A 22,452-nucleotide genomic window follows, 5' to 3' on the forward strand; every position below is an offset into this window, starting at 1 on the left:
CCGATGACAACCAAGGGCAGCATAACCGCTGCGCAGCGCCATGGAATCCGCGCCTCGTTCCTCGATAGCTCCGTCGGTAGAGCGCCGGACTGTTCATCCGTAGGTCCCTGGTTCGAGCCCGGGTCGAGGGGCCAGTCCCAGTCCCCCGCCACGAAAAAAGCCTGCCTGTGCATTCAGGCGTGCCCGGCAAAATTTTCGATCGACACCAGGCAGGTATGGGCAGCGCAACCTTGGCCGAAGTGCGAACTGCCCTTGTCGATCGTGAGCACGTTCGGGTTGCCCGACAGGTCCAGCGCGTTGCTGCCCTCGTCCTGCGGGTCGTACCAGGAGCCGGTGGGCAGCATCAGCACGCCGGGGCGCACGGTGTCCGTCAGCCATGCGCTCGCCAGGCACTGGCCGCGCGCATTCCAGAGCCGCACGGTGGCGCCGTCGACGATGCCGCGCAGCGCTGCGTCGCGGGGGTGGATGCGCACCTGCTCGCGACCATGCCGCTTGGCCGCCATGCTGGCGGGCGCATCGTCGAGCTGGCTGTGCAGCTTGCTTTCAGGCTGGCGCGAAATCAGGTGCAGCGCGTTGCGCTCGCCCGCGCCAGCGGCGCCGAGCCATTCGGCCGGCTCGATCCAGGCGGGGTGTGGCGGGCAGTCGTCGAAACCCAGGGCCTCCAGCGCCTGGCTCCAGAGGACGATGCGGCCGCTTTCCGTGTTCAGCGGATGCGCGCCAGGGTCGGCGCGAAAGCTCTGAAGGCAGGTGAAGTGCGGGCGGGTCGGCACCTCGGCGGCACCCTCGGCCCAGAAGGTGTCGAAGTCCGGCATCTGCTGCTGAAAGCGCCGGGCGACATCCTCGCGCGTCACCTCGTAGAGATGGCGCAGCCAGTCCATCTCGTCGCGGCCCTCACTGAAAGCGGCTTCCACGCCGAGCCGTTGCGCAATCGCGCGAAAGATGTCGTAGTCGGAGCGGGCCTGGCCCAGCGGCTCGATCGCCTTCTGCATCGCGATCAGATGGCTGGAGCGCCGATTGCCGGCGATGTCGTTGCGCTCGATCGAGGTGGTGGCCGGCAACACGATGTCGGCGCGGCGCGCGGTCGCGGTCCACATCGGCTCCTGCACGATGATGGTCTCGGGCCGCGCCCATGCGCGCCGCAGCCGATTCAGGTCCTGGTGGTGGTGGAACGGGTTGCCCCCCGCCCAGTACACCAGCCTCGTGTCGGGGTAGCGCAGCACCTTGCCCTCGTAGGTGAAACTGTCGCCCGGGTGCAGCAGCAGGTCTGCGATGCGCGCCACTGGAATGAATGGTGCATTCGGCTTGCGCAGCGCCGGCAGCGCCGGTGACTTTGCCATTGCGATCGGGGCGCCCACGCCGCCCAGCGAGCCATAGCCGTAGCCGATGCCGCCGCCGGGCAGGCCGATCTGGCCCAGCGTGGCGGCCAGCGCCAGGCCGGCCCAAAAGGGTTGCTCGCCATGGTCGGCACGTTGCAGGCTCCAGCTCACGCAAAGCATCGATCGGGTGCCGGACAACTGGCGTGCCAGCGCGCGGATGCGGGGCGCATCGATGCCGGTGATGCCCGCCGCCCAGTCTGCGTCCTTGCGCACGCCGTCTTGCGCGCCGAGCAAATAGCGCAGGAAGCCGTCGGCGCCGCTGCAGCAGCGCGCGAGGAAGTCTGCGTCGTGCGCGCCGGCGGCGACCACTTCGCCGGCCAGCGCCAGCATCAGCGCGGTATCCGTGTTCGGTCGCACCGGCCACCACTGGGCCGGCACCCATTCGGGCAGGTCATCGCGCAACGGCGAGATCAGCACGATCGGCACCTTGCGCGCGACCAATTGCCGCAGGTGCGATTCGAGCGTGTGGCGGGCAATGCCGCCGGCCTCGCTCTGCGCCGTGCGGGGCGAGAGTGCGCCGAAGATCACGAGCGTTTCGGTGTGCTCGGCCACCGTGTCGAGCGTGCTCGACTCCCCGCGGCAAACCTCGGCGTTGCCCAGGACATGGCGCAGGATCACCGTCCCGGCCGCGAGGCTGTAGGTCTCGGCATGGCCGGTGTAGCCGCCGACCAGATCGAGCATGCGCTTGAGCTGCGACGGCGCATGGTGAAAGCGCCCGCTGCTCGTCCAGCCGTAGGAGCCGGCAAAGATCGATGCGTTGCCATGCGTGCTGCGCACGCGCTCGATCTCGTCCGCCACCAGTTGCAGGGCGTCGTCCCAACTGACCGGCACAAAGGCCTCCTTGCCCGGAGCGCGCGCGTTGGGGCCGCGCTGTGCGCGCCACGAGGCGCGCACCATCGGCTGCGCGATGCGGTGCGCGGAATCGGCCCATGTCGCCACCGAGTGGATGATCGGCGAAGGGGCGGGGTCGTCGACGAATGCCTCGACGCCCTGGATGCGCCCGTCCTTGACCAGCAATGTGTAGGCGCCCCAGTGACTGCAGTGGGACACGCGGCGCACGGAATCGGCAGACGGCGGCATCACATCACCGCCTCGATCATGCCAGGGGCCGCGACGGCGGAGCGCCGCAGCCGCCTGGGCGCTGGCATCCGGCGCGTGCCGGTGGGCAGCGGGGGTTGCGCCGGCGCCGAACAACGGACCGGCAGGCAGCGGATGCCGGTCTGGCGCCGCGACGAAGTGCAGCGGCGCGGCGCCGGCAGGCGCCAAGCACATGCCGGCAGCATGGCCGGCCGGGGTTGCACAAAGAAGGGGGGTGTGCCATTCATCGGCTGTCTCCTCGTAGGTTGTCGAGGCGCTCGGCCTCGGCCTGTAGCGCAGAGATGTCCGGCCACAGCGGGGCGAGTGTCGCGTCATCGGTCATCTGTCGGTCTGCGCTGGCCATCGGAGCGCAGCGCGGCCTTGCATCGCTTGCCAATACGCTCGGTATGGGCTGCGCGCTGCGCTCCGATGGCTGCGCGCAGCCTACGACATCTGACCGATGACGCGACACCAGGCTTTCGAGAAGCCGCAGATGCAGTGCATATTTGCGCTGCAAGAAAGCCGCCTGCGGCGCGTCCTCTGATTCTGGTGCGCCCAGCCGGCCCTGACGCGCCCGCCAAGTCCGGGCCAGGTCGCACAAGCTGCCGTGGCCTAGTGTCGCGTCACCGATCATCTGTCGGTCTGCGCTGGCCATCGAAGCGCATCGCGGCGTTGCATCGCTTGCCAATACGCTCGGTATGGGCTGCGCGATGCGCCTTGCGCTGCGCTCCGATGGCTGCGCGCAGCCTACGACATCTGATCCGTGACGCGACACTAGGTGGTGGGCCGCGATCAGCCGCAGCCGCGGCGCACGCGTCATGGTCTGCCCGGTGACCGGGGCCAGGTGCGTGATCAGGATGTCGAGGCCGGCGACGATGTCGAAGTCGTCCTCGGGCCGCCGCACGCATTCGGCGATCGGCAAGCACGACTCCTTCTTCGTCGATACCAGCCGCAGGGGCCCGTCGAGTTGCATGCTGCGCAGTGCGAAGGAATGCTTGGCCAGGCATGCGCGCAACGCCTTCCCGAAGAACGCGGGCGGCATGAAACCGTCGCCAGCGATGCCGATGTTCAGGTTGGAATCGGACACGGGCGGGAGTTTCCGGGCAATGGACGGCAATCGGCGGCAATCGGCGGTAATCCGGCAGCCATCGGCGGCACTGCGCCATCAGACGCCCGGGTGGCGGGGCAGCACGTCGGCGAAAGCCTCGGGATCGATCCCGCGCTCGCGCAGGATCTGGTCCGTATGCTGGGCGAAAGCCGGCGGACGGCTGATGTAGCTGGCCGGCGTGCGGGACAGCTTGATCGGGTTGCCCGTGCCACGGTAGCCGTCCACCTCCACGATCATCTGGCGGTGGCGCGTGTGCGGGTCGGCCACGACCTGGTCGATGGTGCGCACGGGCGCACAGGGCACACCGGCCGCGATCAGTTGCCGTGCCACCTCCTCGCAGTCGCGCTCGGCGAGCAGGCGCGTGAGTTCGGCGCATAGCAGGGCGCGGTGGCTGTTGCGCGCAGCGTTGCTGGCAAAGCGTTCGTCCCGTGGCAGGTCGTCGCGGCCGAGCAGGCGGCACAGTATCGCGAACTGCCGGTTGTTGCCGACGGCCAGGAAGATCGGCGTGGTGCGCGTGTCGAACGCATCGTAGGGGCAGATGTTGGGGTGTTTGTTGCCGCTGCGCCGGGGCGTCTTGCCGCTGAGGTAGTAGTTCGCAAGCTGCGGGTGCAGCAACGCGATGCCCGAGTCGTAGAGCGTGGCCTCGATCAGCTGGCCCCGGCCGCTGCGCTGGCGCTCCTGCAGCGCGAGCAGGATGCCGATGACGGCGTTCTGGCCGGTGGCCAGGTCGATCACCGGCACGCCGACGCGCAGCGCGCCGCCGTCGGCCTCGCCATTGACGCTCATGATTCCGCACAGGGCTTGCACAGCGGCGTCGTAGCCGGGCTGTGCGCCATAAGGGCCATCGGCGCCGAAGCCCGACACGCGGCAATGGATGAGCCGGGGAAAGCGCTCGCGCAGGGCCTCGCTGCCCAGCCCCCAGCGCTCGAGTGTGCCGATCTTGAAGTTCTCGATGAACACGTCGGCATCCGAGAGAAGTTCCATCAGCAGTTGCTGGCCGGCCGGCTGCGCGCAGTCGATGGCGATGCCGCGCTTGTTGCGGTTCACGCCGACGAAATAGCTGGCCGCATCGCCGTCGAAGGGAGGGCCCCAGCCCCGGGTCTCGTCGCCGCCGGGGGGCTCGACCTTGATCACATCGGCGCCATGGTCGGCGAGCATCTGCCCCGCGTAGGGGCCGCCAAGCACGCGGCTGGCGTCGATGACCCGCAGGCCGTTGAGAGCGCCGCGCAGGCAGGCGGTTGGGTGGGGGGCAGTCACGGTGTCAGGTCCTCGGAGCGGGAAGTGGGTCGGTCGAGCGGGTCGGTCGGTCGAGCGGGTCGGCCGCGCCTTTGCGGGCCAGGTCGGTGTGGAACCGGGCTGCGAAGTCCGGATAGGTCTGCGCGAGTTCGGTCAGCACGCAGCCCCTGAGCAGCGCCAGCTCGGAGGCAGAGGGCGGCGGGGTTTCGCCGAGCGCAGGATCGACATCGAAGTCAAAGCCGGTCGCCGCGCGCAAATCAGCCAGCGAGCGGCCCGGGTGCATGCTGACCAGCCGAAAACAGGCGCGCTGCGGGTCGAACATGAAGACTCCCATCGACGTCAGCAGCGCATGGGGCCCGCCGGTGCGGTAGATGCCCTTGGCGCTGCTGCCCGGCGCGCTCACGAAATCGACCCGATCGACCAGCACGCGCCGCGAATGCTCTTCACGAAAAAGGATCACGCGCGGCACCACGAAATACAGGTAGGCCGAACCGAAGGAGCCGGGCCAGCGCACGCTGCTTTCGGGGTAGCTGCCAGTGCCGACCAGGTTGACGTTGCCGTGGCCGTCGATCTGTCCGCCGCCCAGAAAGAAGGCGTCGATGCGGCCCTGGCCAGCACAGTCGAACAGTTCGCCCGAGCCGTTGGTGAAAAAGTTGTGCTGCACGGAGCCGAGGATCGACAGCCGCACCGGCGGCGCGCCCTCGGCCTCGCTGCGGGCGCGCAGCAGCATCGCTGCGGCAGCGGGGATCGGCGACGAAGCGCCCACGGCCACATGGCGCACGCCTTTGAGCAGGCGGGCGATGGTGACGATCAGGAGTTCGCGTGGCGCTGCGGCGCTCACTGGAGTGCCTGCGCCTTCGGCTGCGGTATCGGCGCCTTCGGGCAGTCGGGCAGTGCTCATGATGTGGCGCACTCGGCAGCGGCGGTTTCCAGGTAGGCGCGAAACCCTTGCCCGGTGCGTGCCGCGCGCGCATAGCGGATCAGTTCGGCGGTGTCGGTGCCGTACTCGCCCCACAAGCCATAGGGCAGCGCGCCGCGCGGGGCCAGCGCAATGCCTTCGACGTAGAGCGCAGGCAGCACGCCGGCGGCGACCGTCTCGTCGCTCAGCAGGCTGCGTTCGACGATGCGCTCGACCGTCGCGAACGCCCGGCGGCTGGCATAGACCATGGTGGCCAGCTCACGCCGGCGGCCAATCCAGACGTTGCCCTCGCGGTCCGCCATCGGCGCGTGCAAAAGCGCAATGTCGGGCCGGATCGCAGGCACCAGGACGACCGGGTCCGGGCTTTCGGCGAAGGGGTTGTCGATGACGCGCCAGTCGGCGCGGTGCTTGAGCACGTCGGTGCCGATGAGCCCGCGCATCGACGCGAAGGGCGCGCCTTTCTGGGCTGCCGTCAGGCCCGCATGGACAGCGGGGCAGGTGCTGTCGAGCAGTTCGATCGCGCCGAGCGATACCGCGCGGTTGAAGCAAGGCGCGCCGCCAGCCTCGCCCAGGCTCACGGCGCTGGTCTCGATGGTGCGAACCAGGCCGGCGCCGATCAGCATGTCGACCTGCATGCCGCCTGTCGGCACGCAGACCAGGCAGAGGTCGCGGGGCGCGCAGCGGATCAGCGGCAGTGTGACGGCCATGGCAACGCCGGCATAGTCCGCCGGCAGTGCGAGCCGGCAGCCAGAGGGTATGGCCCGCGCGATGTCATCGATGCTGACGATCGGGTTCATGGCATGCCTGCCGAGGAAAGGGACAAAAGAGAAACGGACATCTGCAAATCCTTTCGCGACCGGGCGGCAGGGACGGCGCGGCGCGGCGTGCGCGGCCGTTGCCGGTGTGTATGTGCATGTGTGGCTTGTAACTCATTCGGTTGGCCAGCAGTGTATGGGGCTTTTCCTGGAGGTACTCCTCGTTGCTGCGGCCATCGGGACCAATGGCGACGGCACCGGCACCGCGTAGAACTGCGCCCACCTGGCCGCACGCACGGCGTCCAGCCGAATCAGCCGAGGATCAGCCGATGGTTGGGGGCTCGTTGGTGTAGCCGGAGATGAAGGACTTGCGGCTGCCGGTTTGCGCGTCGTAGACATGCCGGTTGATGCGGCCGATGTTGCCGCCGTAGGCATGGATGCTGATGGACACGCGGTCCTCGAAAGCATTGGACACGCGGTGGATATCCCCGATCGAAGGCGAGACGCAGTCGACCTCGCCGGGCCGGAGCATGTTCGTGCCCAGGCTGTGCATGGGGCGGCCTTCTTGCGGCACGGCGAAGCGCTCGCCATATTCGGCTCCGCGCAACATGCCGATCAGCGCCCACACGGTGTGATCGTGGATCGGCGTCTTCTGGCCCGGCCCCCAGACGAAGCTGACGACCGAGAAGCGCTGCCGTGGATCGCAGTACAGCAGGTATTGGCTGTAGTACTGCGGATGCGGTTGCGCGAACTCGGCGGGCAGCCAGTCGTCGCGCGCGACCAGTTTGGCCAGCAGGGCACGGCCGAGGTCGAGGATGCGCGGCTCATCGCTGTGCGCATCGACGAGCCGGGTCAATGCGCGGCTGAAGTCTTCAAAGTGGGGGGCCATGGTGTTGTCTCCGTTGTGTTGATTCATCGCGGCGATCTGCGCTATGGTGCGCTGTTCCGACCCCACCGTCCCGGCACTTCATGTTCATCCGCACACTGCGCGCTTTTCTGGCTTTGCATCGCGCGGGCACGGTGGTTGCGGCGGCCGAGGATGTCCACCTCTCGCAAGCGGCGGTCAGCGTCCAGCTCAAGAATCTGGAGACCGAGCTCGGGCTGTCTCTTTTTGCGCGCACCAAGCGCTCGCTCTGCCTGACACCGACGGGCCGGCAACTGGTGCCGTTGGCCGAGCAGATGGTCTCGATCTACGAGCAGATGAAACGGCTCGACAAGGACGGCCCGGTGGCCGGGCTGCTCTCGCTGGGCGTGATCAACAGCGCCTGGACCGGTGTGCTGCCGCGCTTGCTCAAGAAGATCACGGCCGGGCACCCGAACCTGGAGATCAAGGTCACGGCGGGCATCTCCGGCGATCTGGTCGCCAAGGTCGATGCCGGCATCGTCGATGCCGCCATCGTGACGCAGCCGCCACGGCACTTTTCGACCCATCTCGTCGCCCACCACCTCTATGCCGAGCCCTTTGTGCTGATCGCGCCGGCGCAGATGGAGTTCAGCGACCTGGCGACGAGCATGGGCGCCGCGCCCTATGTCGCGTTCGACCGCAGCGCATGGGCAGGACAGTTGATCGACGAGTACCTCGGCGCGCGCGGTTTGCGGGTGCGCCCGGCGATGGAGGTCAACTCGCTCGACGCCATCATCGCCGTGGTGAGCCATGGGCTGGGCGTGTCGATCGTGCCATTGATCCTCGGCGCGAACTGGCACACCAGCCCGGCGCTGCGCATCGTGCGCTTGTCCGGGTTCGACCGGCCGGTGTCGCTGATCGAGCGCAGGCAGCATCTGCGCTCGGCACTCACGGCCACGGTGCTGGCCTCGTTCGAAGAAATCACCGCTGTGGCGGCGCCCTGAGGTGGCAGGCATTGGTTCAGCGCTGCCCGAAGGGCTGGCGCACATAGCCATCGCGCGTCTGCGGCAGTTTCTCGCCCAAAATCCTGCTCGCCACCTGCGTGCGCAGCACCTGCGCGGTGCCGCCAGAAATCGTGAACATGCGGGCATCGCGCACCATGCGTTCCAGCGGGCGATCGCGGCCATAGCCGGCCGAACCGTGGATTTGCAGCGCATCGTTGGTCACCGCGATGGCGGTATCGGCCGCAAAGACCTTGGCCTGCGCCGCCGCCTGCATGTCGGGAAACTCGTCGCCGCTGGTGGCTGCGCGGTAGATCAGTGCGCGCGCTGCCTCCAACTGCACCGACATGTCGGCCAGCATCCACTGCACCCCCTGGAATTCGCCAATCGGGCGGCCGAACTGCTGGCGTTCCTTGGCATAGGCGACGGCGAGTTCGAAGGCCCCCTGGGCAATGCCGAGGCCCACCGTCGCGGCACCCACGCGCTGCGCGTTGTAGGCGTTCATCAGGCCCGCGAAACCGCGTTCCACGCCGCCCGGAGGGCACACCCTCATCGCGGCAGGCACCTCGACCCGGTCGAAGCCGATATGGCCCTCCGGCACCCCGCGAATGCCCATCGCAAAAAGGCGCCGGATGCTCATGCCGGGCACATCGGGGCCCACCACGATGAAGCCGCCAATCCCTCGGTCGACGCCGTCCTCGATGACCCGCGCGAAGACGAAATGCAGGCGCGAGACGCCGGCGCCGGTGATCCAGTGCTTGGCGCCATCGAGGATGTAGCTGTCACCGCGGCGCGTGGCCGTGGTGCGCATGTCGGTCGCGGCGCTGCCGGCTTCGGGCTCGGTGATGCAGATGGCGGGTTTGTCGCCGTCGAGCACGAGCGCGGCGGCCAGGCGCTTTTGCGCGTCGCTGCCGTACTTCATGATCGCGCCGATCGCACCCATGTTCGACTCGACCATGATCCGGCCGGAGGCAGCGCAGACCTTGGCGAACTCCTCGATCGCAATCACCGCATCCAGGTAGCTGGCGCCTTTGCCGCCATATTCGACCGGCATGGTCATGCCCATGAACCCATGCCCGCGCAGCGCCTGAACCGTGTGCCAGGGGTAAGCCTCGGTGCGATCGACCTCGGCAGCGCGCGGCAGCATCGCGTCCTGCGCAAGCGCGCGGGCATGGCGTTGGAGGGTGCGTTGCTCGGGGCTGAGGTTCGACATGGGGAATCCGGAAGACGGAAAAAGGAGCCACGGCAAGGCCCTGTGGCAGCACGGGAATTCATGCCGAGGCCAATGATAGGCGTCGGCATTGGTCAGCGAAACCGCAAAATTTTCCGACTCAGAATCGTAAAAAACGAATCTCACGCGCTAGTGTCGCGTCACCGATCAGATGTCGTAGGCTGCGCGCCGCCATCGGAGCGCAGCGCAAGGCGCATCGCGCAGCCCATACCGAGCTGTATTGGCAAGCGATGCAACGCCGCGATGCGCTTCGATGGCCAGCGCAGACCGACAGATGATCGGTGACGCGACACTAGCCCGGAATGCATGGATGGGGGTTGCGCCCGTCTCTGCCTGCGATTCGGGCGCGTTGGGCGTTGCTGCATCGCTCGGCGCAGGCTGGCGTCTGAGCATCTGCGGCGCATGTTCCGTGTATATAATCGCGGGCTTGTTCCTCGATAGCTCAGTCGGTAGAGCGCCGGACTGTTAATCCGTAGGTCCCTGGTTCGAGCCCAGGTCGAGGAGCCATTTGCAAAGCCCTGCACCCCATGTTCCGTGCAGGGCTTTTTCATTGCGCAGCCGCTGCCATCGCGGCTGCGGCGCATGCCGGACAATCGGCGCATCGACGTCTTTGGCCCCTCTGTTCCATGACACCCCCGCAACTGCCCTGGCTGGAGCCTGACGATCCGCTGCCGCTGCCGGCCGCCGCATGGGGGCCGAACGACCCGGCGCCGGGTCTGTTGGCCGCAGGCGGGGCGCTCAGCATTGCCTACCTGTGCGCGGCCTACGGACAGGGCTGCTTTCCCTGGTATGGCCCGGGCCAACCCATTTTGTGGTGGACACCCGACCCGCGCATGGTGCTGCCGGTGTCGGCGTTGCGCTTGCATCGCTCGCTGCGCAAGACGTTGCAGGCTTTTCGCCGCGATGCCGCTTGCGCGATCCGGGTGGACTGTGCCTTCGAGGAGGTCATCACCCGCTGCGCCAGCCAGCAGCGCAAAGGCCAGGCCGGCACCTGGATCGTGCCCGAGATGGTGGCGGCTTACATCGACCTGCATGCCGCAGGACATGCCCATAGCGTGGAAACCTGGGTCGACGGCGAACTGGTCGGCGGTCTTTACTGCGTGGCATTGGGCCGCGCGGTGTTTGGCGAATCGATGTTTGCCGATGCCACCGATGCCTCCAAGATCGCACTCTCGGCGCTGGTGGGCCTGTGCCTGCACCATGGCATCGGGATGATCGATTGCCAGCAAAACACGCCGCACCTGGCCTCGCTGGGCGCGCGCGAAATACCGCGCGCGCAGTTCCTGCGGCATGTCGAAAAAGCCCGCCAGCAGCACCCAATGGCCTGGACCTTCGAGCCCGTATACTGGGACGGGCTGCTCGGGCCGCGCTCCCTTGGCTCCCTTGCCGATCCCTTACGACATTGACGACGGCTCTTACGGCATGACGCAACTGAACGACCTTCCGCTGCAGTCCCTGCAGTTTTATGCGACGGCCCCCTACCCCTGCAGTTACTTGCCGCAGCGGCAGGCGCGCTCGCAGGTCGCCACGCCCGGTCACCTGATTCAAAGCGATATTTACTCCGACCTGGTCACCAAGGGGTTTCGCCGCAGCGGCATGTTCACCTACCGGCCGTATTGCGATGGCTGCCAGGCTTGCACGCCGTTGCGGATCGTCGTCGATGGGTTCCGGCCCGACCGCAGTCAAAAGCGCGCCGTCGCCCGCCACGGCAAGTTGCAGACGCGGGTTTTGCGCCTGTGCTTCGTGCCCGAGCATTACCAGTTGTACCTGCGCTATCAGAACGGGCGCCATGCCGGCGGCGGCATGGACCATGACAGCATCGACCAGTACACGCAGTTCCTGCTGCAAAGCCGGGTGAACTCGCGCCTGGTGGAGTTCCGTGAGGTCGACGACACCGGCGCCACCGGCGGGCCGGGCGTGCTGAAGATGGTGTCGCTGCTGGATCTGCTCGACGACGGCCTGTCGGCGGTCTACACCTTCTACGAGCCCGAGCCGCGTTGCAGTTATGGCACCTACAACGTGCTGTGGCAGATTGCGCAGGCGCGCGCCCTGAGCCTGCCCCATGTGTACCTGGGCTACTGGATCGCCGTCAGCCCGAAGATGAACTACAAGGCCGGTTTCCATCCGCACGAAATTCTCACCGACGGGCGCTGGCACCGGGTGGACATGCCGCTGTGAACCCGCGCGCGCATTTCACAAGCTAAGATGCGGCGGCGTCCGACCCTTTGCCGCTGATGGCCGCCGATGGCGGCATCCGACCCCTTGCCGCTCATGAAAAAACTGGTTCCCGGTGTCCCCGTCAAACCCAGCGTTCAGGTGCTGGAGCGCATGTTTGCGCTGATCGATGTGCTGGCCTCGCGCGAGGAGGCCATCTCGCTGAAGGAGATCAGCGCCAAGACCGGCCTGCATCCGTCGACCGCACACCGCATCCTGAACGACTTGGCGCTGGGCCGCTTCGTGGACCACCCGGAGTCCGGCAGCTATCGCCTGGGCATGCGCTTGCTGGAGTTGGGCAATCTGGTCAAGGCCCGGCTGAGCGTGCGCGATGCCGCACTGATCCCCATGCGCAACCTGCATCGATCGATCCAGCAGCCGGTCAATCTGAGCCTGCGCCAGGGCGACGAAATCGTGTATGTCGAGCGCGCCTACAGCGAGCGCTCCGGCATGCAGGTGGTGCGCGCCATCGGAGGGCGGGCGCCGCTGCACCTGACCTCCACCGGCAAGCTGTTTCTCGCGCTCGACGACCCGCAGCGGGTGCGCGCCTATGCCATGCGCACCGGGCTTGCCGGCCACACGCGCAACAGCATTACCCAGTTGCCGGCGCTGGAGCGGGAACTGGCAAAAGCGCGGCAGTCCGGCATCGCACGCGACAACGAGGAACTGGAACTGGGTGTGCGCTGCATGGCCGCAGGGGTGCATGACGACCAGGGCAAGCTGATTGCCGGCCTGTCGATATCCGCGCCCGCTGACCGACTCGATGAAAGCTGGTTGCCCAAACTGCAGGCCACGGCCAGCGCAATATCACTGGCCTTGGGCTACACGCCCGGCGCCCAGGCCCGCAGCGAAACGGCAGCCGGCCGGCGCACCGATGTGCGCGCGGAATGAGCCCGGCGGCACTTCATCCGCTGGAATTGCGCGCAGGCGCCGTCAATGACGGCATGGATTCGATCCAGTGGCGCACCCGCTCGGCATCTGCGATCCGGCTGAACTTGCCGGCCGAATCCAGGAACACCATGATCAGTTTGCGCCCGGCAACCTGTGCCTGCATCACCAGGCAACGCCCGGCCTCGGAGATGTAGCCGGTCTTTTGTAGCCCGATATCCCAGGTCGGGTTCTTCACCAGCCGGTTGGTGTTGTTGTATTGCAGGGTCTTGCGCCCTACCTCGACTTCATAGTCCGGCGAGGTGGAAAGCTCGCGCAGCAGCGGGTCGGCATGGGTCACATTCACCAGCGTGGCCAGGTCGCGGGCACTCGATTGGTTGCGGCTGGACAAGCCCGTAGGCTCGGCATAGTGCGTGTCGGTCATGCCCAGCCTGCGTGCCTGGGCGTTCATCTGCGCGACGAAAGCCGCGAGCCCCCCGGGGTAGGTGCGGCCCAGCGCATGCGCCGCCCGGTTTTCGCTGGCCATCAGCGCCAGGTGCAGCATCGCGCCGCGCGTCAGGGTGGTTCCTACCGTCAGGCGCGAGCGGCTGCCTTTTTCCATGTCCACATCGTCCTGGGTGATCGTCAAAAGCTCATCCATCGGCAGCTTGGCCTGGGAGATCAGCAGGCCCGTCATCAGCTTGGTCAGCGACGCAATGGGCAGCACGGCGTGGTCGTTCTTGCTGAGCAGCACTTCGTTCGTGTCCTGGTCTACCACCAGCGCCACACTGGACCGGAGGGCCAGCGGATCACTGACCTCGTGCAGGCCCGCGATTTGCCCGAACGACGGCCGGGCGGGCACGAAGGCCACCCCCCGGGCCGGCATCCTGGCGGTTTTGGCGCTGGCGCGCGCCACCCTGGCATGCGCGGCCGCTTTGCGCGTTGCCGTGGCCTTGGTGCTGCCCCTGTTGCCCTTGCTGCCGGTTGCGCTCTGTGACTGCTTTTTGCTCAGGGTCTTTTGGGACCCGCCGGCCTGTGCAGCGGGCGCCAGCAGGGCCGCGATCAAGGCCGCAACCAGGGCCACGCTCGTCAGCGCCCGGCCCATCGGGCGAAAAAAACGGTTCACTGCGTGGCGGTGGACGGGGCGAAGGCGCATCAAAGTGGTTCCCCAACGGCAATCGCTGCCGGGTCTGTTCATGAAATCCGCAAAAAAATCGCGCAAGATCAACATCTTGCGCGACCTTCCAAGAAAGTGCATGAAATTATAGATAGATCATTCAACCCTGCGCCGCCACCCGATCGGCTTTATTTTGTAACTTGTTCAGCGCACTGAAATAGGCTTTCGCCGAAGCGACCACGATGTCCGGGTCGGCTCCCACCCCATTGACGATACGGCCGCTGTTTTGCAGGCGCACGGTCACCTCCCCCTGGCTCTCGGTCGAGCCGCTGATGGCGTTGACCGAATACAGCACCATCTCGGCGCCACTGTGGACATGCGCCTCGATGGCTTTGAGCGAGGCATCGACCGGCCCATTGCCCTGGGCCTCGGCGTGCACATTTTGTCCGTTGACCGTGAACACGATGCGCGCGTGCGGCTGCTTGCCGGTCTCGCTTTGCTGGAACAGCGAGACAAAGCCGTACTGCTCGTTGTCGCCGCTGACGCTCTCGTCGCTGACCAGCGCCAGAATGTCTTCGTCGAAAATCTCGCTCTTGCGGTCGGCCAGTTCCTTGAAGCGCGCGAACGCCAGGTTGATTTCGGCCTCGCTGTCCAGGCTCACACCGAGCTCCTGCAGGCGCTGCTTGAAGGCGCTGCGGCCGCTGAGCTTGCCCAGCACCATCTTGTTCGCGCTCCAGCCCACATCCTGCGCGCGCATGATTTCGTAGGTGTCGCGGGCCTTGAGCACGCCGTCCTGGTGAATTCCGCTGGCATGCGCGAACGCATTCGCACCCACGATCGCCTTGTTCAGTTGCACGGCAAAACCCGTGGTCTGACTGACCATGCGGCTGGCCGCCAGGATATGCTGCGTGGCGATGCCAAGGTCCAGGCCAAAGTAGTCGCGCCGCGTCTTGACGGCCATCACCACCTCTTCCAGCGAGCAATTGCCGGCGCGCTCGCCCAGGCCGTTGATCGTGCACTCGACCTGGCGCGCGCCGCCCATCTTCACGCCGGCCAGCGAGTTTGCCACCGCCATGCCCAGGTCGTTGTGGCAATGCACGGACCAGATCGCCTTGTCACTGTTCGGCACCCGTTCACGCAGCATCTTGATGAAGTTGCCATACAACTCGGGAATGGCGTAGCCGACGGTGTCGGGCACATTGATCGTCGTGGCGCCCTCGGCGATCGCGGCCTCGATCACGCGGCACAGGAAATCCGGGTCGCTGCGGTAGCCGTCCTCGGGGCTGAACTCGATGTCGGCCACGAGATTGCGGGCGAAACGGACCGATTGCAGCGACTGCTCGAGCACCTGCCCGGGCGTCATGCGCAGCTTCTTTTCCATGTGCAGCGCCGAGGTGGCAATGAAGATATGGATGCGCGCATTGGCCGCCCCTTCGAGCGCCTGCGCAGCACGGGCGATATCACGGTCATTGGCGCGGGCCAGCGAGCAGATGGTGGCCTCCCGGATGGTGCTGGCGATCGCCCGAACCGCGTCGAAATCGCCGTTGGAACTGGCGGCAAAGCCGGCCTCGATCACATCCACCTTCAGCCGCTCGAGTTGGCGCGCAATGCGCAGTTTTTCGTCCTTGGTCATCGAGGCCCCGGGGGACTGCTCGCCGTCGCGCAAGGTGGTGTCGAAAATGATCAATTTGTCAGCCATGACGTCTCTCCTGGTACTACCTGGGTTGGCCCGCAACATAAAAACTCTGGCGCCGAAAAAACAAAAGGCCCGTTGCGGGTGCATACGGGCCTTTTGGAAAAGTGTGCGCGTGCGCCTACCGTCTCCGCCCGTAAGGGGATAGCAATAGGGCCAGTGCCAACTCGTTCATGACGCGCAATGTAGCACAGACCGCGCTTGCCGCAACCATCGAACGGCGTCCCCTGTCCTCAGGCATTGCCGGCCATGATGCCCCAGCGCGCCAACGCCGCGTCGTCGCTGACCCGGGCGTCCACCCAGCGCACGCCCTGGGGAGTGTGTTCCTTTTTCCAGAAAGGCGCCTGGGTCTTGAGGTAGTCGATCAGAAACTCGCAGGCCTGAAAGCCCTGCCCCCGGTGGGCACTGGCCACGGCCACCAGCACGATCTGCTCGAGCGGTTGCAGCCGCCCGACGCGGTGGATGACGCGCGCGCCAACGATGTCGAAGCGCCGCACCGCCTCATCGACCATCGCCTCGATGGATTTTTCAGTCATGCCGGGATAATGCTCCAACTCGATCGACAGCACGGCATCGCCCGCGTCCTCGACCGGCAGGCCGCCCCGGGAAGGCGGATTCCTGTCGCGCACCACGCCGACAAAGCTGCAGACGGCGCCCACGCCCCTGTTGTCGCGGCGCAAGGCAGCGATTTCGCTGGACAGGTCAAAGTCCTGGGTCTGGATGACGACGCGGGGCAGGCCCATGGCAAGACCGCTGTCTGTGTCCCGTGCTGCGCGGCAACGATGCCTGGCCCCGGGCGCTCAAGCCGGCGGCCGGGGTGCGCAGGCGCTGCAAGCACCTGACTGCCCCCATCCGGAGATGGGCAGCGCCCGCGCGCTGGCCACCTGGCGCAGACGCGCATGCTCGGCCATGACCCGTGCGGCGTAGCCGCCATCGTCGACCATGTTGGCGCTGCCCACGTAATGGCGCAGGCCGCCCTCGATGGAACCGGCGCGCGCAATGCATTCCTGCAAGATCTCGACCCCCACGCGCAGGTTGCTCACCGGGTCGAAGGCCGCCAACTGGCCGCCGAAGTTCTGGTACTTGTCGGTGTGCACCCGGGTCATCACTTGCATCAGGCCCTGGGCGCCGACGGCGCTTTGGGCAAACGGATTGAAGCCCGATTCGATGCCCATGACGGCCAGGATCAGCGTCGGGTCGATGCCCGATTGCGTGCCGGCGTCATAGGCCCGGGCCACCAACACGCTCAGCGGCTCGGGGGCCACGCGGTACTTCTTGCTGAGCCAGAAGGTCACGGCGGCCTGATCCCTGGGCAGGTCTTCGGGCTTGCCCGCCTTGGCGCGCGCGCCGGCTTTTGCTGCGTCGAGCGGGCCAGAGGGCATTTGGCGGGCTTGCAGCCAGTTCATCAACTGCGCCTCGCCCGCTTCGCGCAGGTCCGGGCGGGCCACCAAGGCCATGACGACAAAGGCCACGGCCAGGCCGACAAAGTCCAGGCTGTGCCGGGCGGCGGCCATACAAGCGGCGATCATGCCGGAGATCATCTTTCCTGAAGCGGTCATGGATCCTCCTTATTTTGTCAAGCGCAACGGAAAAGCGCCGTCGCCGTTCGGGGCGGCGCCTTCCCGGCAGCTCGCTTGGAGGCCGGCAGTTCGCCATCGAAATCGGGCGGCGCGCCGTTGGAGCGCCGGGTTGCCCTGGTGGGACTCAAGCCGACCTGGGGTTTTTACCTAGTGTCGCGTCACCGATCATCTGTCGGTCTGCGCTGACCATCGAAGCGCATCGCGGCGTTGCATCGCTTGCCAATACAGCTCGGTATGGGCTGCGCGATGCGCCTTGCGCTGCGCTCCGATGGCTGCGCGCAGCCTACGACATCTGATCGGTGACGCGACACTAGTTCAGGCCCGTTGGAGAGTTCGGCGGATTCTAAAAGCCCTCTTAATGCTTAGTCAACAATAACGAAGTTGACGTTGAGATATTTAAGTCATGAAAAATACCGAAAAACCACGGTCTAGGGTGGTTTTGCAAGACCCCGGCATGCCCGTAGTGGGCGGCGCCGGCGTGACCGGCCCCGGTCCAATCCAATCGGTCAATCGGCCGTCTGGCGCCCATTGGAAATCCGGTTTGAGTTGTCACGGCGACTTTGCTAAGGTGCGCTTGGCCTGCAAGATTGCAGGCCGCGCCGGACGAAGCCGAATCTCCCGCCGAAGGCAGGCAATGCCAAGGGTTGTAGATGACGCTTGCATGGCACCCCCCTGGAGGCAATCCCTTGCCTCCCTGCCCTGCGCAGCCGCATTTGCGCAGGGCCATCGATGGCAAAGACCGTTGTGTCAGCCGTCAAGCCCGGCGGACAGGCCGCAAGGCACTGCCCGCCGGGCTTTCTTCGGTTTTTCGCAGGCTCGATGCCCTGCTCCGACATTCGGGCCGATGGTTGGGCGCGGTCATCGATCGCGGTCATACGCGGTTATAGATAATGGGCGCTCCCCGGTGTCGCCCTGACCAGGGATCGCAGCGTCAGCCGGTCTGGCACCATGGCTTGCCCTCAGGCAATGAGTTCGGGGGCGCCCTCGTCCATCCACTGGATACCATGTTTTCATTTTTTCCCCGCAGCAAAATGTCCGAAGCACCTGAAGTGAATCCGGCCCCGGCCAAAACCCACGAGCCGCAGCCACTCGATGCGCTGACCGGTGGCGCCTTTTCCGCCGCCACCTCCGGCGAGCGCGCCGCCCGCATTCGCGACTGGCTGCTCACCGAGCCCGCGCCGGAACAATTGCAGGAAGTCTTCAAGGAACTGAGCCGGCGTGACAAGGGCGCCGCCCGTGCAGTGCGCGAGCGCCTGGACGAAATCCGCCGCGCCAAGGGGCAGCAAGCCATCGCTGCCGAATGGGCGGAAAAGGCCCAGGCCCTGCTGGCGACCCCCAAGCTCAACATTGCCGATGCGATGGCCTGGCAGCGCGATGCCGCCAAGGCCGGCGCCCCGCTGTCGCGCGAGCCGCTGTCGCTGCTCAAGATACAGGTGGCGCAGCGGGTGCAGGTCATCGAAGACCTGCAGCACCGCGTGCAGGTGCAGCGCGAAGCGGCGGTGCTGCTGGCCCAGCGCATCGAGGTGCTGTCCACCAAGCCCTGGCGCGATGCGCTGGCCGCGCTCGACGCGCTGCGCGCCGATGTCGCCCACTGGCAGGAGCAGGCCCTGCAACTGAGCAGCGATGCCAGTTGGGCCAGCGTGGACCTGCGCTTTCCGCCGCTGCTGGAGGCATCGCGCAGCCAACTGCTGGTGGTGTGGGAGGCGTTCCAGCCGGCGCTGGCCCAGGCCGCTGCGGCCGCCGAAGACGCCGCTGCGCCGCTGCCGCCAGTGCCCGTGTGGGCCGACGAGTTGCGCGCCGCGCGCGGCTTGCTCGCCGAGGCCGCTGCCAAACCCGCCCGCGCCGCCCGGCCCAAGCCCGACCCCGAAGTGCTGGCGCAAGCGACCGAACTGGTGCGCGCAGCCCTGGCGACGCTGGAAAAGGCAACCGCCGAAGGCCATGGCAAGGCCAGCGCCGGCGCCGCAGCGGCGCTGCGCGCCGTGCTCAAGGCGCAGGGCAAGCATATCGATGACAAACTGGAGCAGCAGGTGCATGCCGCGCTGGTGGCAGCCGGCGAACTCGAAGGCTGGCAGCGCTGGAGCACCGACCAAGTGCGCGAAGACCTGGTGGCCAAGGCCGAGGCGCTGCTCACCCGCCCCGAAGGCCAGACCCTGGGCGGACGCAAGATGCAGGAAACCCTGCGCCATCTGCGCGACCAATGGAAACAGGCCGACCAAGGCGGCGCGCCGAACCACGCGCTGTGGAAGCGGTTCGACGAGGCTTGCAACGCCGCGCACAAGGTGGTCGAGCTCTGGCTGGACAATATCCGCAGCGAAGCCGCCGAGCACAAGGCGCAGCGCCTGGCCCTGATCGAAGAGCTCAAGGACTGGGCGCAGCAGCCGGCCGCCTCGGGGGATTGGAAAGCCGTCCACCGCGCGCTGCAGCAGTTTGGCGAGCGCTGGCGCGAAGGCGGCCATGTGGGCGAGAAGATCTTCGCCGAGTTGCAGCCGCTGTGGAAGCAGGCCCTGGCCCTGGCGGCCGCGCCGTTGGAAGCGGCGCAAAAAGAGAGCCTGGCCCGGCGCCAGGCGATGATCGAAGAGGCCAACGCGCTGGGCGCCGCAGCCACGCTGCGCATCGACGCCGTCAAGGCCCTGCAGCAGCGCTGGCAGGCCGAAGCGCAGACCGTGCCGCTGGAGCGCAAGCATGAGCAAAAGCTCTGGGAGGCTTTCCGCAAACCGTTGGACGAAGCCTTCCAGCGCAAGTCGACCGAGCGCGAGCGCGCCGTCTCCGAACTGAGCGCGCGCGACCGCATGGTCCTCGACGCGGCCAATGCCCTGCAAGCGGCCAATGCCAGCGCTGACGCGCAGCAGATTCGCGCTGCGATGCAGGCGCTCGAAGCCGCCTTGCGCGGCCAGGCCCAGGCGGCGCAAGTGCTGGCCTCGGCGCCCAAGGATGCACAAGATCAGGTACAGGTACAGGTACAGGTGCAGGTGCAGGAAGAATCTGCACAGGATGCGACGAAAAGCGTAGCCCATCAGACACCGGAAGAAGGGGCTGACCCGGCCAGTGCGGCGGCGGCGCCTGCCGCCGCGCCCAAGCCTGCGCCACGCCCGGTGGTGGCCGTGCGTGGCGATGACCGCCCCGGCATGAAGAAGGACATGCTGCCCGCCCCGGGCCGGGGTGGGCGTCCCGGCGAGCGCCGCGCCGACCGGCCGGGAGAGCGCGACCGCAATCCGCGTGCCGATGGCCGCAGGGGCGAGCGCAGCGAGCGTGCTGGCCACGGCGCCGACCGCCCGCTGCCCGAAGAGCGCGGTCCGCGCCTGGGCGACACCGCTTTCCGCGCCCAGCGCGACGCGATGGAGCAGGCCCAACTGGCGCTGAAGAAACTGGCCGCGTTGGCCCATGGCGAGGCGCTGACCCAGTTGCTCACGGCCTGGCAACAGCGCGACGCAACCCAGGTGCCCGGCACGCAGGAGCTTGGCGTGCCGGCCGCGATGCGCAGCGCCTGGACGCAAGCGCTGTCAGCGCCACCCCGGGGCGATGCGTCCGAAGCGCTGCTGCGCCTGGAGATAGCGGCACAAACGCCCACCCCCGCCGAGCACATCGACGCGCGCCGGATGTTGCAACTGCAATTGCTCACGCGCCGCAACGACCCGGGCCCCGCCCAGACCTGGGGCCAGGACACGGCCCTGGTGCTGGCCAGTGCCAACGACGCCGCCAACACCCACCGGCTGCAACGGGCGTTGAAGGCATTGCTGCGCAAGTAGCTGCCGGCGGCCGCCCCGGCCGGACTTGCGGCAAGGCCGGGTTCATGGCAGGTTCATGGAACAGGGCCTCGGCGCGGTCGGCGCGCTGTGCACCCCGGATCGCCTGTGGTTCGCCAGTGCTTCGCCGCCCGCGCCCTGGCCCGGCGCTTACCCGGCGTTTGCCCGGCGCCTGCGCCATGCGCAGCCGGGGCGCACCCGCAGATCGATGGGGCAGCGCCTTTTGCCGGGCGACCCCGTCCCGGGCGATGCGCACGCCATCGGACACGGCGAGCGGCCGTGCGGCACGGGCAGCAACCGCCGCGCTACCGGCCCGGGGCGCAGTTTGGCCGCGCCCGGATCGCACGCCGGGCGCTAGTGTCGCGTCACCGATCAGATGTCGTAGGCTGCGCGCAGCCATCGGAGCGCAGCGCAAGGCGCATCGCTTGCCCATACCGAGCTGTATTGGCAAGCGATGCAACGCCGCGATGCGCTTCGATGGCCAGCGCAGACCGACAGATGATCGGTGACGCGACACCAGGCCGGTTCACTGCGCCACCAAGCCCGACAGCGCAGGCCCGATCTTGAACACCCCGCTGGTGCGGGCGCAGGGTATGCCATCGGCGCTCACCAGCCCTTGCGCAAACACCAGCGAGCGGGTCACGCGCAGGGGCTGGGCCTGGCCTTCCACCCATGCGCCCAGCGGGACGGCGGCCAGGTAGTCGATCTGCAGGCTGATGGTGGGCAAAAAGCGGTCGGCGACCTCGGCGCTTTTGTCGTGCACGGACAGCGGCAGCAGCATGTCGCAAAAGCTGGCCATCATGCCGCCGTGCAGGATGTCCAGCGGGTTGACATGCCGCCGTTCGACGCGAAAGCCGAACTTGACCAGATCGCCCTGGCGCAGCCTGTACAGCGGCCCGATGTGGTGCATGTAGGGGCCGCCCGAGTCGGCCAGCGCCACGAAGCCGGGGGGAATCGGCGCGGGGCCGGGCGGCGGGGTGTGCTGCTGCGTCGTCATTGCGTCTCCTGCTCCACATCGCGGGCAAAGTTGGCGCTCTGCAAGCTGTTGCCGGCGCTCAGCCAGTTGCCGTACATGCGCCGGAAATCGGCCGTGATCTGCGCCAGGGGCAGGTCGTCGAATGTGCCGCGCTGGTTCACGTATTCCATATGGCGCTGGCCGGCCTTGTCGAAGGGGTGGTAGATCGAATCGCTGCGTCCGTCGAAGGCCAGCGGCAGCAGCCCGAAGCGCTCGCACAGTTCGATGTTGAAGGCGGGCGTGGCCTTGACCCAGCGGCGGTCGAGCCAGATGTCGGTGTAGCCATGCCAGATGAAAAGGTCGGTCTGCATGGTCTGGCGCATGCGTTCGGTGCTCAGGTGGTTGCACACATCGGCAAACCCCATGCGGGCCGGGATGCCCGCAGCGCGGCAGGCCGCCGTCAGCAAAGCCGCCTTGGGCACGCACCAGCCATGGCCATTGCCCAGCACGCGGCTGGCCGCCATGCCTTCGGGCGACAGGTCGACGCGGTAAGGGTCGTAGCGAAAGCCGTCGCGCACGGCCAAATACAGGGCGACGGCGCGTTCGCGTTCGCTGTCACCACGCGCATGCGCGTCGGCAAAGGCACGCACTGCGGGCGCATCGCTGTCGATCAGCGCGGTGGCGCGCAGGGTGGCGGGGGTGGGTTGGTCGGTCATTGGACGAGTGGCGGGGTGTC

General features: G+C 67.3%; 23 protein-coding genes and 2 tRNA genes. 10 read left to right on the top strand and 15 right to left on the bottom strand.

What is annotated here, in order from left to right:
- Positions 1–58 precede the first annotated feature (58 nt).
- Positions 59–134: transfer RNA gene (locus VEIS_RS17500), tRNA-Asn, on the top strand.
- A gap of 39 nt (positions 135–173) precedes the next feature.
- Here the strand turns inward: VEIS_RS17500 and VEIS_RS17505 are convergent.
- The 7 genes from VEIS_RS17505 to VEIS_RS17530 all read right to left on the bottom strand — a co-directional run bounded on the left by VEIS_RS17505 (position 174) and on the right by VEIS_RS17530 (position 7,360).
- A complete protein-coding gene (locus VEIS_RS17505) occupies positions 174–2,456 on the bottom strand; it encodes a molybdopterin-dependent oxidoreductase (RefSeq protein ID WP_011811321.1) in 2,283 nt (760 codons plus the stop codon).
- Entirely contained in the window at positions 2,456–2,701 is a 246-nt protein-coding gene (locus tag VEIS_RS29015; RefSeq protein WP_157048569.1) for a hypothetical protein, read from the bottom strand. The genes VEIS_RS17505 and VEIS_RS29015 overlap by 1 nt, the downstream gene beginning before the upstream one ends.
- Complete coding sequence (locus VEIS_RS29020; protein WP_041950140.1) at positions 2,698–3,540, bottom strand: hypothetical protein; 843 nt, start codon at positions 3,538–3,540, stop codon at positions 2,698–2,700. The genes VEIS_RS29015 and VEIS_RS29020 overlap by 4 nt, the downstream gene beginning before the upstream one ends.
- 78 nt (positions 3,541–3,618) lie before the next feature.
- Positions 3,619–4,818 carry a CaiB/BaiF CoA transferase family protein gene (locus VEIS_RS17515; protein WP_011811323.1) on the bottom strand — a complete coding sequence of 400 codons (1,200 nt, stop codon included), beginning with the start codon at positions 4,816–4,818 and terminating at the stop codon, positions 3,619–3,621.
- A gap of 4 nt (positions 4,819–4,822) precedes the next feature.
- On the bottom strand, positions 4,823–5,698 hold the full coding sequence (locus VEIS_RS17520; RefSeq protein ID WP_011811324.1) for a CoA-transferase: 876 nt from the start codon (positions 5,696–5,698) through the stop codon (positions 4,823–4,825).
- Complete coding sequence (locus tag VEIS_RS17525) at positions 5,695–6,513, bottom strand: CoA transferase subunit A (RefSeq protein ID WP_011811325.1); 819 nt, start codon at positions 6,511–6,513, stop codon at positions 5,695–5,697. The genes VEIS_RS17520 and VEIS_RS17525 overlap by 4 nt, the downstream gene beginning before the upstream one ends.
- Before the next feature lie 280 nt (positions 6,514–6,793).
- Positions 6,794–7,360 (bottom strand): cysteine dioxygenase family protein, encoded by a 567-nt coding sequence (locus VEIS_RS17530; RefSeq protein WP_011811326.1) that lies wholly within the window; start codon positions 7,358–7,360, stop codon positions 6,794–6,796.
- Between the two features lie 80 nt (positions 7,361–7,440).
- Between VEIS_RS17530 and VEIS_RS17535 the strand changes: the two genes are divergently transcribed.
- Positions 7,441–8,319, top strand: a complete 879-nt coding sequence (locus tag VEIS_RS17535; protein ID WP_011811327.1) for a LysR family transcriptional regulator — start codon at positions 7,441–7,443, stop codon at positions 8,317–8,319.
- 16 nt (positions 8,320–8,335) lie between these two features.
- Here the strand turns inward: VEIS_RS17535 and acdA are convergent, their stop codons facing one another.
- On the bottom strand, positions 8,336–9,529 hold the full coding sequence (gene acdA, locus VEIS_RS17540) for a 3-sulfinopropanoyl-CoA desulfinase (protein ID WP_011811328.1): 1,194 nt from the start codon (positions 9,527–9,529) through the stop codon (positions 8,336–8,338).
- Between the two features lie 158 nt (positions 9,530–9,687).
- The gene (locus VEIS_RS29025) at positions 9,688–9,840 is read right to left on the bottom strand and encodes a hypothetical protein (RefSeq protein WP_157048376.1); all 153 of its coding nucleotides are present in this window, start codon (positions 9,838–9,840) and stop codon (positions 9,688–9,690) included.
- A gap of 138 nt (positions 9,841–9,978) precedes the next feature.
- On the opposite strand from VEIS_RS29025, the gene VEIS_RS17545 reads away from it, so the two are divergent.
- The 4 genes from VEIS_RS17545 (at position 9,979) to VEIS_RS17560 (ending at position 12,652) form a co-directional block, all read left to right on the top strand.
- Positions 9,979–10,054, top strand: a tRNA-Asn gene (locus VEIS_RS17545).
- A gap of 119 nt (positions 10,055–10,173) precedes the next feature.
- Entirely contained in the window at positions 10,174–10,953 is a 780-nt protein-coding gene (gene aat, locus VEIS_RS17550; protein WP_041950141.1) for a leucyl/phenylalanyl-tRNA--protein transferase, read from the top strand.
- Positions 10,954–10,969: 16 nt separating this feature from the next.
- On the top strand, positions 10,970–11,725 hold the full coding sequence (locus tag VEIS_RS17555) for an arginyltransferase (protein ID WP_011811330.1): 756 nt from the start codon (positions 10,970–10,972) through the stop codon (positions 11,723–11,725).
- Between the two features lie 93 nt (positions 11,726–11,818).
- Positions 11,819–12,652, top strand: a complete 834-nt coding sequence (locus VEIS_RS17560; protein ID WP_041950988.1) for an IclR family transcriptional regulator — start codon at positions 11,819–11,821, stop codon at positions 12,650–12,652.
- A gap of 13 nt (positions 12,653–12,665) precedes the next feature.
- On the opposite strand, the gene VEIS_RS17565 is transcribed toward VEIS_RS17560, so the two are convergent.
- The 4 genes from VEIS_RS17565 to VEIS_RS17580 all read right to left on the bottom strand — a co-directional run bounded on the left by VEIS_RS17565 (position 12,666) and on the right by VEIS_RS17580 (position 16,979).
- Positions 12,666–13,784, bottom strand: a complete 1,119-nt coding sequence (locus tag VEIS_RS17565) for a serine hydrolase (protein ID WP_011811332.1) — start codon at positions 13,782–13,784, stop codon at positions 12,666–12,668.
- Positions 13,785–13,905: 121 nt separating this feature from the next.
- On the bottom strand, positions 13,906–15,444 hold the full coding sequence (locus VEIS_RS17570; RefSeq protein ID WP_011811333.1) for a 2-isopropylmalate synthase: 1,539 nt from the start codon (positions 15,442–15,444) through the stop codon (positions 13,906–13,908).
- A gap of 227 nt (positions 15,445–15,671) precedes the next feature.
- Complete coding sequence (locus VEIS_RS17575; RefSeq protein WP_011811334.1) at positions 15,672–16,181, bottom strand: molybdenum cofactor biosynthesis protein MoaE; 510 nt, start codon at positions 16,179–16,181, stop codon at positions 15,672–15,674.
- A 57-nt stretch (positions 16,182–16,238) separates the two neighbouring features.
- Positions 16,239–16,979, bottom strand: a complete 741-nt coding sequence (locus VEIS_RS17580; RefSeq protein ID WP_232287959.1) for a lytic transglycosylase domain-containing protein — start codon at positions 16,977–16,979, stop codon at positions 16,239–16,241.
- A 93-nt stretch (positions 16,980–17,072) separates the two neighbouring features.
- On the opposite strand from VEIS_RS17580, the gene VEIS_RS31220 reads away from it, so the two are divergent.
- From VEIS_RS31220 to VEIS_RS26755, 4 genes are all read left to right on the top strand, one after another.
- Positions 17,073–17,204 carry a hypothetical protein gene (locus VEIS_RS31220; protein ID WP_265259926.1) on the top strand — a complete coding sequence of 44 codons (132 nt, stop codon included), beginning with the start codon at positions 17,073–17,075 and terminating at the stop codon, positions 17,202–17,204.
- A gap of 845 nt (positions 17,205–18,049) precedes the next feature.
- Entirely contained in the window at positions 18,050–20,764 is a 2,715-nt protein-coding gene (locus tag VEIS_RS17585) for a DUF349 domain-containing protein (RefSeq protein WP_232287736.1), read from the top strand.
- Between the two features lie 55 nt (positions 20,765–20,819).
- Entirely contained in the window at positions 20,820–21,119 is a 300-nt protein-coding gene (locus VEIS_RS29030; protein WP_041950143.1) for a hypothetical protein, read from the top strand.
- Positions 21,119–21,328 (top strand): hypothetical protein, encoded by a 210-nt coding sequence (locus tag VEIS_RS26755; protein WP_157048570.1) that lies wholly within the window; start codon positions 21,119–21,121, stop codon positions 21,326–21,328. The genes VEIS_RS29030 and VEIS_RS26755 overlap by 1 nt, the downstream gene beginning before the upstream one ends.
- On the opposite strand, the gene VEIS_RS17595 is transcribed toward VEIS_RS26755, so the two are convergent.
- Both VEIS_RS17595 and VEIS_RS17600 read right to left on the bottom strand, forming a co-directional pair.
- Positions 21,288–21,758, bottom strand: a complete 471-nt coding sequence (locus VEIS_RS17595) for a PaaI family thioesterase (protein WP_011811340.1) — start codon at positions 21,756–21,758, stop codon at positions 21,288–21,290. The two genes, VEIS_RS26755 and VEIS_RS17595, sit on opposite strands and share 41 nt — an antisense overlap.
- On the bottom strand, positions 21,755–22,432 hold the full coding sequence (locus tag VEIS_RS17600; RefSeq protein WP_011811341.1) for a transglutaminase-like domain-containing protein: 678 nt from the start codon (positions 22,430–22,432) through the stop codon (positions 21,755–21,757). The genes VEIS_RS17595 and VEIS_RS17600 overlap by 4 nt, the downstream gene beginning before the upstream one ends.
- Positions 22,433–22,452 lie beyond the last annotated feature (20 nt).

Source organism: Verminephrobacter eiseniae EF01-2 (genome assembly GCF_000015565.1).
In the GTDB taxonomy this organism is placed as follows: domain Bacteria; phylum Pseudomonadota; class Gammaproteobacteria; order Burkholderiales; family Burkholderiaceae_C; genus Acidovorax; species Acidovorax eiseniae.

What these genes read in the sequence shown, in the direction of transcription:
- VEIS_RS17505 (WP_011811321.1), bottom strand. Translation starts at nt 2,456, where the DNA reads ATGCCGCCGTCTGCCGATTCCGTGCGCCGCGTGTCCCACTGCAGTCAC.
- VEIS_RS29015 (WP_157048569.1), bottom strand. Translation starts at nt 2,701, where the DNA reads ATGAATGGCACACCCCCCTTCTTTGTGCAACCCCGGCCGGCCATGCTG.
- VEIS_RS17520 (WP_011811324.1), bottom strand. Translation starts at nt 5,698, where the DNA reads ATGAGCACTGCCCGACTGCCCGAAGGCGCCGATACCGCAGCCGAAGGC.
- VEIS_RS17525 (WP_011811325.1), bottom strand. Translation starts at nt 6,513, where the DNA reads ATGAACCCGATCGTCAGCATCGATGACATCGCGCGGGCCATACCCTCT.
- VEIS_RS17530 (WP_011811326.1), bottom strand. Translation starts at nt 7,360, where the DNA reads ATGGCCCCCCACTTTGAAGACTTCAGCCGCGCATTGACCCGGCTCGTC.
- VEIS_RS17535 (WP_011811327.1), top strand. Translation starts at nt 7,441, where the DNA reads ATGTTCATCCGCACACTGCGCGCTTTTCTGGCTTTGCATCGCGCGGGC.
- acdA (WP_011811328.1), bottom strand. Translation starts at nt 9,529, where the DNA reads ATGTCGAACCTCAGCCCCGAGCAACGCACCCTCCAACGCCATGCCCGC.
- aat (WP_041950141.1), top strand. Translation starts at nt 10,174, where the DNA reads ATGACACCCCCGCAACTGCCCTGGCTGGAGCCTGACGATCCGCTGCCG.
- VEIS_RS17555 (WP_011811330.1), top strand. Translation starts at nt 10,970, where the DNA reads ATGACGCAACTGAACGACCTTCCGCTGCAGTCCCTGCAGTTTTATGCG.
- VEIS_RS17560 (WP_041950988.1), top strand. Translation starts at nt 11,819, where the DNA reads ATGAAAAAACTGGTTCCCGGTGTCCCCGTCAAACCCAGCGTTCAGGTG.
- VEIS_RS17565 (WP_011811332.1), bottom strand. Translation starts at nt 13,784, where the DNA reads ATGCGCCTTCGCCCCGTCCACCGCCACGCAGTGAACCGTTTTTTTCGC.
- VEIS_RS17570 (WP_011811333.1), bottom strand. Translation starts at nt 15,444, where the DNA reads ATGGCTGACAAATTGATCATTTTCGACACCACCTTGCGCGACGGCGAG.
- VEIS_RS17575 (WP_011811334.1), bottom strand. Translation starts at nt 16,181, where the DNA reads ATGGGCCTGCCCCGCGTCGTCATCCAGACCCAGGACTTTGACCTGTCC.
- VEIS_RS17580 (WP_232287959.1), bottom strand. Translation starts at nt 16,979, where the DNA reads ATGATCTCCGGCATGATCGCCGCTTGTATGGCCGCCGCCCGGCACAGC.
- VEIS_RS17585 (WP_232287736.1), top strand. Translation starts at nt 18,050, where the DNA reads ATGTCCGAAGCACCTGAAGTGAATCCGGCCCCGGCCAAAACCCACGAG.
- VEIS_RS29030 (WP_041950143.1), top strand. Translation starts at nt 20,820, where the DNA reads ATGGAACAGGGCCTCGGCGCGGTCGGCGCGCTGTGCACCCCGGATCGC.
- VEIS_RS17595 (WP_011811340.1), bottom strand. Translation starts at nt 21,758, where the DNA reads ATGACGACGCAGCAGCACACCCCGCCGCCCGGCCCCGCGCCGATTCCC.
- VEIS_RS17600 (WP_011811341.1), bottom strand. Translation starts at nt 22,432, where the DNA reads ATGACCGACCAACCCACCCCCGCCACCCTGCGCGCCACCGCGCTGATC.